At 58.5% G+C, this 11,508-nt stretch carries 8 protein-coding genes and 1 tRNA gene; 7 read left to right on the top strand and 2 right to left on the bottom strand.

The genetic code is table 11. From position 1 onward, the window contains the following. From KY389_RS14815 to KY389_RS14790, 6 genes are all read left to right on the top strand, one after another. The coding region (locus KY389_RS14815; protein ID WP_219831746.1) for an SNF2-related protein at positions 1-2,508 on the top strand (2,508 nt) is incomplete at its 5' end. Further along, entirely contained in the window at positions 2,505-2,759 is a 255-nt protein-coding gene (locus KY389_RS14810; protein ID WP_219831745.1) for a hypothetical protein, read from the top strand. The genes KY389_RS14815 and KY389_RS14810, both read left to right, overlap by 4 nt. A 29-nt stretch (positions 2,760-2,788) precedes the next feature. Next, a complete protein-coding gene (locus KY389_RS14805; RefSeq protein WP_219831744.1) occupies positions 2,789-3,118 on the top strand; it encodes a hypothetical protein in 330 nt (109 codons plus the stop codon). Beyond that, positions 3,066-5,108, top strand: a complete 2,043-nt coding sequence (locus KY389_RS15780) for a DNA methyltransferase (RefSeq protein ID WP_219831743.1) — start codon at positions 3,066-3,068, stop codon at positions 5,106-5,108. The genes KY389_RS14805 and KY389_RS15780 overlap by 53 nt, the downstream gene beginning before the upstream one ends. Continuing rightward, a complete protein-coding gene (locus tag KY389_RS14795) occupies positions 5,109-6,044 on the top strand; it encodes a site-specific DNA-methyltransferase (RefSeq protein ID WP_219831742.1) in 936 nt (311 codons plus the stop codon). 3 nt (positions 6,045-6,047) lie between these two features. Further along, the gene (locus KY389_RS14790; protein WP_219831741.1) at positions 6,048-9,302 is read left to right on the top strand and encodes a DEAD/DEAH box helicase family protein; all 3,255 of its coding nucleotides are present in this window, start codon (positions 6,048-6,050) and stop codon (positions 9,300-9,302) included. Positions 9,303-10,360: 1,058 nt separating this feature from the next. Here the strand turns inward: KY389_RS14790 and KY389_RS14785 are convergent. Continuing rightward, positions 10,361-10,447: transfer RNA gene (locus KY389_RS14785), tRNA-Ser, on the bottom strand. A 116-nt stretch (positions 10,448-10,563) separates the two neighbouring features. Between KY389_RS14785 and KY389_RS14780 the strand changes: the two genes are divergently transcribed. Further along, positions 10,564-11,154: a YitT family protein gene (locus tag KY389_RS14780; RefSeq protein ID WP_219831740.1), complete on the top strand. Its 591-nt coding sequence runs from the start codon at positions 10,564-10,566 to the stop codon at positions 11,152-11,154. Between the two features lie 2 nt (positions 11,155-11,156). Here KY389_RS14780 and KY389_RS14775 read toward each other — a convergent pair whose 3' ends face one another. After that, entirely contained in the window at positions 11,157-11,441 is a 285-nt protein-coding gene (locus tag KY389_RS14775; protein ID WP_219831747.1) for a hypothetical protein, read from the bottom strand. Positions 11,442-11,508 lie beyond the last annotated feature (67 nt).

The following is an 11,508-nucleotide window of genomic DNA, read 5'->3' as shown; positions in this document are numbered from 1 at the left end:
TTGGACGCGCAGGTGGACCTCAATCCTCACCAGGTTGAAGCTGCGCTGTTTGCATTCAAGTCACCGCTCTCGAAAGGAGCAATTCTGGCTGACGAGGTGGGCCTTGGAAAGACAATCGAAGCTGGGCTGGTCCTCGCTCAGAAATGGGCCGAAGGGAAACGGCGCATTCTAATCATAACGCCAGCCAACTTGCGGAAGCAGTGGTCGCAAGAGGTCGAGGAAAAATTTTTCCTTCCGAGTCTTATTCTCGAGGCAAAGAATCACACCAAAATGTCGAAGGGCGAGGTGCGTAGCCCATTCGATCAGAAACGCCTTATAATCTGCTCTTTTCAATTTGCGGCACGGCACGCCGAGTCTTTAATGGTTATTCCGTGGGATTTGGTGGTAATCGACGAGGCGCATCGTCTTAGGAACGTATACCGGCCAGACAATCGGATCGGACGTACTCTGAAGGGTGCACTCATGAACGCGCCCAAAATCCTTTTGACAGCTACGCCGCTGCAGAACTCGCTGATGGGGTTGTATGGACTCGTTAGCCTGATTGATGACTTCACTTTTGGTGACGCCAAGAGCTTTCGTGCCAAGTACGCGCGACTGACAGGTGATGATCAGTTCGATGAACTGAAGCAGCGACTGCAAGCCGTCTGCCATCGAACGCTTCGTCGCCAGGTGCTCGAATACATCCGGTATACGAATCGCATTCCCATCACGCAGGAGTTCGTGCCAACTGCGGCAGAGCAGGCGCTTTACGACATGGTCTCGGAATACCTCCGAAGGCCTTCTCTGCACGCGTTGCCGTCATCGCAGCGAACCCTCATGACGCTGATCATGCGGAAGCTGCTCGCATCCTCAACTTTCGCCATCGCAGGCGCTCTCGACTCCCTTGCGCGGAAGCTTGAGCGGCAACTCAAGCAGGACACTGACCTGCGGAGCAAGCTCGAGGAGGAACTGGCGGAAGACTACGAGGAATTCGATGAACTGGCAGACGAGTGGCCAGAAGGGAATGATCAGCCCGAATTGCTGTCCCCGGAAGATGTGAACGCGATCAAGAGGGAAATCTCCGACCTGCGCGAGTTCCGCGATCTCGCTGTTTCGATTTCTGAGAACGCGAAGGGGCAAGCGCTTCTCAGCGCGTTGAGCGCCGGCTTTGCCAAGACAAGAGAACTTGGTGCCGCCCAGAAAGCCATCATCTTCACGGAGTCGCGCCGCACCCAAGAGTATCTTGTGCGACTTCTGTCAGACAACGGCTACGGCGATCAACTCGTTCTTTTCAACGGGTCCAACACCGACGCGCAATCCAAACAGATCTATGATTCCTGGCTAAAGAAGCACCAAGGTAGCGATCGCATTACTGGCTCAAGGACGGCCGACATACGTGCAGCATTGGTCGAGTACTTCCGCCAGAGTGCGTCGATAATGATCGCAACAGAGGCCGCCGCAGAAGGCATCAACCTGCAATTCTGTTCCATCGTGGTGAACTATGATCTACCTTGGAACCCCCAACGAATCGAGCAACGCATCGGTCGATGCCACCGCTACGGCCAGCTTTATGACGTTGTTGTCGTCAACTTCCTAAACAAGAGCAACGCGGCGGACCAACGTGTCTACGAGCTCCTGGCTGAGAAATTTCAACTATTCTCCGGGGTATTCGGTGCCTCGGATGAGGTCCTTGGATCGATTGAGTCGGGGGTCGAATTCGAGAAACGGATCGCCTCCATTTACCAGAATTGTCGTACGTCAGAGGAGATCGAGTCCGAGTTCTCCCAACTTCGTGGCGAAATGGACGAGAACATCAGCGCAGCGATGGAGGACACTCGACGGAAGCTGCTGGAGAACTTCGACGCCGAAGTTCATGACCGCTTGAAGATCAATCTCGATAAGAGCAAGGAGTACATCGGACGATACGAGAGGATGCTCTGGGCGGTGACCCGGCATGAGCTCCGCGACCGAGCTCAGTTCGATGACGAACACCTCACCTTCACGCTGAAGGAGCCGCCAGGTGGGCTTGCTGTGCCTGCTGGAGGCTACGGGATCGCCAAGAACGGTCTGAGCGAACACAGATACCGTTTGGGTCACCCGCTGGCGCAGCATGTCATCGAGCGCGCAAAGGGCCGAACCCTCGAAGCAGCCTCTCTGGCATTCGATTACTCAGCATGGCCAGCCAAGGCCGTCAGCATCGAACCGCTTGTGGGGCGCGGCGGTATCCTCGCGGCACGGTGCCTCAGCTTCTCCGGCTTCGATGCGCAGGACCACATCCTGTTCGCGGCGATGACCGATGAGGGCGAGCTGATCGAAGAAGATGTCGTTCGGCGCCTTTTCGACATGCCCTGCCGTATCACAGACGGGGTCGCGACCATCGATCACTTCCGATTGGAGGCCCCGCTCGCTGCACGCGAAGAAGCCTTGACCGAGGCCCTGAAGCGCCAGAACGCGGAGTGGTTTTTGCCGAGAGCCAGAAGCTCGAAAGGTGGGCGGAGGACAAGGTCTTCGCAGCCGAGAAGGAATTGAAGGACGCAAAGACGCGGATCCTTGAGCTCAAGCGCGAGGCGCGAACGGCCGAAGAGCCAGCACAGCAGCATCGCATCCAGACGCAGATCCAGGAGCTGGAAAAGTCAAAGCGCCGGCTGCGCCAGCGCATCTTCGAGGTGGAGGACGAGATCATCGAGGAACGTGACCAGATGATTTCCGACCTGGAAGCCCGCCTCCAACAGGATATCAGCAGACAAGAGCTCTTCGCCGTCCGGTGGGCGGTCGTATGAGCCAACAGAACGCAGGAGAAACCCGTCACATGCCGAACGTCGAGAAACAAAGGGAACGCCTGATCAGCCTCCTGAAGGAGCTGTTCCAGCTCGACCAGCCCGACCTGGACTTCGGCTTCTATCGCATCATGCACGCGAAGGCCGGCCAGGTGACCAAGTTTCTCGAGGAAGACTTGCTGGGCATCATCCGCGATGCCTTCGGCGAGGCGGACGGCGTCCGTGTCGAGCAGGCGAAGGCCGCCTATGAGGCAGCGCGCAAGCAGGCCGAGAAATTCGGCGCACCCGATCCAGATGCCGACCCGAAAAGTGAAGGAAGCCAAGGCTGCCTGGGATGCGGCCAAGGAAAGCGGCAGCAATGAGGGCGACGTCTACGACCACCTCTACCGCTTCTTCGAGCGCTACTACGACAACGGCGATTTCATGAGCCGTCGCTACTTCGCGCGCGAGACCGACGGCAAGGCGGCCCCCTATGCCGTCCCATATGACGGGCGCGAGGTCTATCTGCACTGGGCCAACCGCGACCAGTACTACATCAAGACGTCCGAGTACCTGACCAACTTCACCTTCGACCCAACGCAAGCGAAAGAGTTCAAGGACAAGCACGGCGCGCTGTTCGAGCACAAGCCGCTCAAGGTCCATTGCCGGATCGTCTCGGCGTCCGAGGGCGAGCACAACAACGTCAAGGCGTCCGAGCAGACCGAACGCTACTTCATCATCCACGAGCCCGAGCCGGTGAAGATCGAGACGGGCGACACCGGCGAGCCGGAGCTGGTGATCCAGTTCCAGTACCGCCCGGACCCCGAGAAGACCGGCCAGGAGGGCACCTGGCGCAAGACGCGCTTGGCGGAAGCGGCCCAGAAGGTCAAGGCGTTGCTGCCCACGCTGGAAGGCGCAGGCGATTATGTAACTGCGCTGATGACCCCGGCGCCGACCGAGGCCGAGAAGGACCGGACGCTGCTGGAGAAGTACCTGGCCCAGTACACGGCCCGGAACACGATGGATTACTTCATCCACAAGGATCTGGGCGAGTTCCTGCGGCGCGAGCTGGACTTCTACATCAAGAACGAGGTGATGCGGCTGGACGACATCGAGTCCGTCGATGCGCCGCGGGTGGAGGCCTACCTGGCCAAGGTCAAGGTGCTGCGCCGCGTCGCGCGGCACCTGATCGACTTCCTCGCCCAGCTCGAGGACTTCCAGAAGCGGTTGTGGCTGAAGAAGAAATTCGTCGTCGACACCCAGTACTGCATCACGCTGGACCGCATCCCGGAGGAGTTCTATCCGGAGATCGCGGCGAGCGAGGCGCAACGGGAGGAATGGGTTCGGCTTTTTGCGATTGACGAGCTTGACAACTATTCAGCGCCCCTCAAGGAAGAATTTCTTGCCAATAACCAGACTCTTCTAGTCAATACGAGTCTCTTCAGCGCGGACTTCCGGGATAGGCTTGTCTCCGAGCTGGAGGAGCTCGATGAAACCACCGAAGGCACGCTTGTTCGCTCCGAAAATTCGCAAGGGCTAAGGCTTCTGTTGGAAAAACGGCGCAAATCAATACATGCGATTTACATCGATCCACCATATAATACTGTGCACTCCGAAATCGCATACAAGAACGATTTCAAACACTCATCCTGGCTGAGTTTGATTAGGAATGGACTCGAGATTGTCCCCTCCCTTTGGGCGGATACTTTTTCTTTCGGAGCAGCAATCGATGACTACGAGCACGTTCGACTTGCTACAATGCTGAGAACAGAGTTCCCAACGCTGGAACACTCAACTGTAATCGTGAACCATCATCCTCAAGGCTCGGGCGGACGGTTGTCGCGCACTCATGAATATTATCTTCTGGCATCGCCCTCGAGCGCGCCCCAGTATCTTGGTGAGCCGAAAGAGGATGACAATGAAGACCGGAGCTTCATGAGGAGCGGCTCTGCGGAAAACAACTTCCGGTACGGCCGCTGGAGGAGTTTCTATGCTCTCTTGCGTGATCCTAATACCGGGGGCATCGTTGACGCGGAGCCGCCAGTTCCGTTGGGGGAGGATTACCCCACTGGGGTTACTGATGAAGGCCTGATAAGAATTTACCCCATTAATTCACGGGGTGAGGAGCGTGTTTGGCGCTCAAGTTACGAAACTGGGAAGCGGCGGGCTAGAAATGGTGAGCTTTTTGCCTCTGAGGCTGGTACCGTCTATCAAGCGATTGACCACAATGGCAAGCGCGAGACTCTTTTTAGCAACTGGACGGATAAGAAATATAACACCGGAATACATGGAACGAATCTCCTGAGTGCAATGGGGCTAGGCGGCGAGTTTGATTATCCCAAATCGCCGTACACAATGGTCGATGGTCTATGAATGCAGACCTATGGCCGCAAAGACGCACACATTCTGGATTACTTTGGGGGCTCTGCTACAACAGCGCATGCAGTAATAGTGGTTCGGCGCGCACGGGAAGATATTCATTGGAAGTACACGCTGGTTGAGATGGGCGACTACTTCGATCGAGTTACGCTCCCGCGAACCATTAAGGCCGTTTATTCATCTGAGTGGAAAAGCGGGAAGCCGGTGACCCGTGATGGAATTAGTCAGATGATCAAGTACCTGCGTTTGGAATCGTATGAAGATGCTCTCAACAATCTTGCTCTAACGCCTTCGCAGCTACCGGAAAACGCTGGTATAAATTTCTCGCGCGACTACATGGTTCGCTACTGGCTCGATTTCGAGACCAAGGGCAGCCCGTCGCTGCTGAACATCGAATGGTTCGATGATCCGACCGCCTACAAGCTGAAGATCAAGAAGCCCGGCACGGACGAGTATGTCGAGAAGGCCGTGGACCTGGTCGAGACATTCAACTGGCTGATCGGCCTGCATGTCGAGCATCTCGACCGTTGGCGCGGCTACGACGCCGCCTTCAAGCGCGAGGTCGATCCAGAGCTGCCGGAGGACACGAACACGCGGCTGATGCTCGATGGCGCGCTGAAGGAAACCGACGACGGCGCCTGGCACTTCCGCAAGGTCGAGGGCTACACCCTGCGCACCCCGGGCGACCACAACGACCGCGAGAAGGTGCTGGTCGTCTGGCGCAAGCTGACCGGCGATCTCGAGCAGGACAACCTGATGCTGGACGAGTGGGTCCGGAAATATCGCCTCTCCGCGCAGGACACCGAATTCGACGTGATCTACGTGAACGGCTCCAACAACCTGCCCAATCTTCGCCAGGCGGAAGAGACCTGGAAGGTGCGCCTGATCGAGGAGGCGTTCCACCAGGCGATGTGGGACGTGGAGGGCTGAGCGATGGCTAGAAAGCCCAAATCCAAGATCAAACCACTTCCCTTCGGCCACAAGCTGGTGCTCAACCAGTGGATCGTCAGCCTGTTCGGCTTCGACCCGCTGAAGGACCACAAGGACGGCAAGCGCACGCTCCGGCCGGTGCAGCCGCTGGCCAAGACGGTTAAGGACGCGCCCGAGGGCATGACGGCCGAGAACCTGCACCACTTCTACAAGTCGCTGGACGTCCACCTGCAGGCGGGCGCCGAGATCACGCGGGCCGACCTGCTGCGCTACGAGCACAACATCGTCAGCCACACGCTGGCGATCAACGAGAAGCGCGACCGTCCGATCGTCTGGAAGTACTACCAGTGGCTCTCGCTGCTGTTTGCTGAGATCTATCTCGACCGGTTCTTTTCCGACCGTGCCGCGCTGTTGGACGCGCTGAACGCCTACGTAGAAGGCTTTAACAAGTACTGGACCGATGAGGGATACGAGACGGGGATCACGCCCTGCGAGCTCGACGACCTGAACAAGCTCTGCCTGCAGAACGCTACCGGCTCGGGGAAAACGCTGCTGATGCACGTCAACTTCCTTCAGTTCCGGCTCTACGCCTCGAAATCGCCGCTCAAGCACGACCTGACGCGGACGGTGCTGATCACGCCGAACGAGCAGCTTTCCCTGCAGCATGCGCGGGAAATGCGGGGCAGCAACATCGTTGCGTCGCGCCTGCTGACCGACAGCGGCGACCTGCTGTCCTCGGGCAAGAGCGGGCTCCGTCAGGTGGACTACACCGAGGTGACCAAGCTCGGTGAAACCGACGGCCCCAACGTCATCGCGACGCGCAATCTAGGCGACCAGAACCTCCTCCTGGTGGACGAGGCGCACCGTGGAATGGCGAGCCAAGACGAACGAGGCTGGTTTGCAAACCGAGCGCGGCTTTCTGAGAAGGGTTTTGTTTTCGAGTATTCGGCGACACTGAAGGAAGCTGTCTCGGCCGCCAAGCGCCCTGATATCGAGGCTTCGTACGCCAAGACGATCCTGTTCGACTATTCATATCGGTATTTCTACGAGGACGGCTACGGCAAGGATTACCGCATCTTCAACCTTCCTCGGACCTTCTCGCAACTTGAATTCTCATACCTGACAGCGTGCCTTCTGAGCTTCTACCAGCAGCTGAAGCTCTACGAGGACAAGCAAACAGTCTATACTCCTTACAACATCGAAAAGCCGCTTTGGGTTTTCGTCGGCTCCAGCGTGACCAAGGCCACCGGATCGAAGGCCGAGAAGGCTACAGTCTCTGACGTCGGCAAGATCCTCGCCTTCATCGCGAAATTCCTGAAGAGCGAGGATATATCTGCCGCCGAAATCCAGCGGATCCTGACCGGCAACGCTCAGGAGACCGGTCTCCTCGACGAGAACGGCGGCGACATCTTCGCCGGGGGGTTCGTCTACCTTCAACAGCTCATGCTTCGGGAGGGCTGGAAGGCTGGCGACCTGTTTCGCGACATCCTGGACAAGCTCTTCCACAACCGGGCCGGGGGCGAGTTGTCGATCGCCCGGATCAAGGGCGACGACAATGAGATCATGCTGCGTGTCGGCCAGGCAGAGAAACCCTTCGGACTCATCAACGTCGGCGACGCTTCTGGCTTGGCGACCCATATCGCTGAGCAGGCGTTCGACAACGTAGGGGTCCTCGAATCGGAGTTTGCCGAAACGATGTTCGGGCAAATCAACTTGTCCAGTTCCCCGGTCAATCTGCTCATCGGTTCCAAGCGCTTTGTCGAGGGCTGGGATTGTTGGCGTGTCAGCACCCTCGGTCTAATGCATGTCGGCAAGAGCGAAGGCGCGCAGATCATTCAGCTTTTCGGGCGGGGCGTCCGGCTAAAGGGGCATGACTGGTCGCTCAAGCGCAGCGGCTTCGCCACCCCTACCCATCAACCGGAACTCATACAGTACGTCGAGACCCTGAATGTCTTCGGGATCGAGGCCGACTTCATGGAGCGCTTCCGGAAGTTCTTAGAAGAGGAAGAGCTACCCCGCAACGATCAGAAGCAAGTCTTCACAGTTCCGCTGACGGTCACATACGACTTTGGTAAGCGCCTGAAGGTTCTGCGCCCTCGAAAGAAGCGGAGCGACGGTCGAGAGTACGATTTCAAGAGGGACGGCGCTGTGCCGGCCCTGACGTTGGTCCCAGAGAAGATACGCCAAAAGGGCGTCGCGATAGATTGGTATCCCCGTATCCAGTCACTCGAATCCAAAAAGGGCACTAGGCTGGGCACCAAGGAGGAAACCGTTTTCGGGGATGGTCACCTGGACTTCCTCGACTATGATGAGCTTTTCTTCCGGCTTGAGAAGTTCAAGAGAGAGCGCACCTGGCACAATGTCAATATTTCGAAGCCTATGATCAGGGGGCTGCTCACTGATCGGACGTGGTACAAGGTCGTCGTACCTTCAGGGAAGATGGAGTTCTCGGATTTCGGGAACGTTTCTCTCTGGCAGGAGATGGCGTCGGAGCTGCTACAAAAATTCCTGGAAGAATACTACAGCTACTGCAAGGCAGCCTTTATTGAGCCACGTCTTGAACTCCGTGAGATCGAAGTCGGTGACGGAAGCCTGCCTGAAGTGGACGAATACCAGCTCATCGTCGATGCCAGCGAAACAGCGCTTATTAACGACATCCAGAATCTCACCAGCGAGATATCCGCTCGAAAAGTCGGGGTGTTGCGTGCTGGCGACTTGAAAGGCTGCCTGTTTGGCACGCACCTTTACGAGCCGGTGCTTCATGCGACCAAGGGAAGCAAAGTCCAGATTGCACCAGTTTCATTGAGTGAGAGCGAATTCCAGTTCCTCGATGATTTGCGCCTGTTTGTCGAGAAAGATCAAGCAAGGCTGGCGGCGGAAGGAATTGAACTATTCTTGCTTCGGAATGAAGGCCGCGGGCGCGGAGTTGGCTTCTTCGAGGCAGGAAATTTCTATCCCGACTTCCTCCTATGGCTCTTGAAAGACGGCAAACAGCACTTGGCTTTCGTCGAGCCCCATGGCCTTCAGCATGAAGGTCCGGGTCACAAGAAGATTGAGTTCCATCATGTCATCAAGGGCATTCAAGCAAGGCTCGCCAGAGAAAACGTTGTATTGAACAGTTTTATCGTCACGCCGACGCGGTTCGGCAAGCTCAACTGGGGCAAGACCATCCAGGAACTAGAGGATATGCATGTGCTGTTCATGGAGGATCAAAAAGACACCTATGTCGCCTCAATAATAAGTCGAATGGCGGCATAGACGGGAATTTTAGGCAATGTCGGAAGTTTCAAACACGAGGCCGTCTTGGTTTGTCGGCGCCGTTTACAACGAAACCGAGGATTAGGTGCCTCGTTTTCTTGCCGAGGGCATATGGGAGAACGGCTTTGAGGACGGGACATACGGCGATCTCGTTCGTGCCATGCGGCCGGGGGACAGGATCGCGATCAAGTCCTCCTACACCCGCAAGCATGGTCTTCCGTTCGACAATCGCGGTTACACCGTATCGGTTATGGCCATCAAGGCGACCGGAACGATCACCGCGAACCCCGACGACGGCAAACATGTACGGGTCGACTGGGCACCGGCCGAGCCGCCACGCGAATGGTACTTCTACACTAATCGCGCGACGGTCTGGCGGGTCACGCCGGGGGGTTGGATGGAGGACGGGTTGCTGGCCTTCGCCTTCGACGGCCAGCCTCAGGACATCGACCGCTTCCGAAACGAGCCCTTCTGGCGCGAGCGGTTCGGCGACATCGATGGCGAGCGGCGGTTCCGCTGGACGGGGTTCTACCGCGCGGTCGCGGCGAAGCTGCTCGACTACCGGGCAGACCGGCGGCCGCTGATCGAGGGCATCCACGCCATCGCAAAGGACACGGCCGGGCTCAGCTATCTGCAGGACCGCTATCCCGAAGGCGGGACCGGGCCGCTGCGCGACATCTGCCCCTTCACCGCGATGGGCACGTTCAACCGCTCGATGACGGATGACAACCGCCGCATGATTGCCGGCGCGCTGGCAAAGCTGATCGGCATGGAGGAAGAGCCGCTCGCGTCCTTCGATGGCATTCCTGTCCTGAACAACCAGCGGTCCTGGTTCTTCCGCTACGGGGACAAGCGCGGCGAGGGCGACATTGATCGGCTGTGGGATTTGTTTGCGGCCGCCGCGGCTATGGTGGAGACTGATCAGCCGGAGCTTCGTGCGGCGTTCATCGAAGCATACGACGCTGCCGTGCAGGTCTGGGGGGCCTCGTGGAACCTCTCGACGGGCCTTTACTGGTCGCACCCCTGGGAGTTCCCGACCCTCGACAGTAACTCGCGCGCGGAGCAGGTGGGATTCGAACCCACGGGACCATCTCTGGCCCGACCGATTTCAAGTCGGTTGCCTTAGACCACTCGACCACTGCTCCGCCCGCCTTTTAGCCCGCAACGGCGGCTCTTGCCAAGAGAGCGTCTTGACCGATCCCGACCCTTGCAGGCCGGGGCGCCTGTGATATCCCGCCACGGACACAGCGAAGGCGATGCGATGAAAGCCCCGATCCCGTTCTATGACCTGCAGGGCTTTGCCTTCGGCATCCTCAGGGCCAGCTTGGGCGTGTTGTTCCTCAAGGCGGCGGGGCTGGCGGTGCTGCTGTCCTACGTCACGCAGCTCGGCTTCGGGCTTCTGTTCATGGCGATCAGCGCGCCCTTCATGCTGCTGGCCTGGACACGGCGCGGCCCGGCCTTCACGCTGCGGACACTGGCCGCCGTGGCAGGCATTTCGCTGCTGGCGCCGTGGCTGTCCGAGATGGTCCGCTTCGAGGCGCTGCCGACCGTGCTGGCGGCGATCCTGGCGGGCAGCACGGCCGGGCTGGGGCTGGTCGCGCTGTTCCGGCACAATGCCTCGGCCGGGGGGATGGCGGTGCTGGCGCTGGTGGTCGAGCAAAGAACTGGCCTTCGCGCCGGCTGGTTCATGATGGGCTTCGACGCGCTGATCTTCCTGTCGGCGGCCTTCGTGCTGCCGCCAGACAAGGTGCTGGCCTCGCTGCTGGGGGTGGCGGTGCTGAACGCGATCATCGCCTGGAACTTTGGTATCGCGCAGGCGGGTGCGGCCAAGCCCACGGACGGACAAGCCTGAGTTCAGGCCTCTGCCCGGCGCAGACGGGTTTCCAGAAGATCGCCGCTTTCCGTCAGGATCGGATAGGCCACCATTACGAAGCAGGTGTTGATCTGCTTCAGCTCGCGCAGAACCTCCTGATGGATGCTCGAGGTCGCGGCGATTTCCGAATTGCCCAGGCGCGCGAGCGCGGCGTCGATCTGCTCGAGCTGGTTGTCCCCCTGGCGCAGGCGGGCGCGCAGCTGAGCCGGAACGACCTTGTTGCGCGCGCCCCCGCTGACCTGCCCCCAAGAATCCTGGCCATTCAAAAGGAGAGTTTGTTCTTGTAACGTTCGTGAGAACAAGGAGAACAGACGATGCGCAAATCACGTTTTA

This window comes from Paracoccus bogoriensis, assembly GCF_019431455.1.
Classification (GTDB): Bacteria; Pseudomonadota; Alphaproteobacteria; order Rhodobacterales; family Rhodobacteraceae; genus Paracoccus; species Paracoccus bogoriensis.
Note: the sequence above shows the minus strand (reverse complement) of the source record. Positions and strands in the feature narration are given on the sequence as shown.

Bases quoted from the DNA above. Each gene is read 5' to 3' on its own strand.
- KY389_RS14805 (WP_219831744.1), top strand. From the start codon at position 2,789: ATGCCGAACGTCGAGAAACAAAGGGAACGCCTGATCAGCCTCCTGAAG.
- KY389_RS14795 (WP_219831742.1), top strand. From the start codon at position 5,109: ATGCAGACCTATGGCCGCAAAGACGCACACATTCTGGATTACTTTGGG.
- KY389_RS14790 (WP_219831741.1), top strand. From the start codon at position 6,048: ATGGCTAGAAAGCCCAAATCCAAGATCAAACCACTTCCCTTCGGCCAC.
- KY389_RS14780 (WP_219831740.1), top strand. From the start codon at position 10,564: ATGAAAGCCCCGATCCCGTTCTATGACCTGCAGGGCTTTGCCTTCGGC.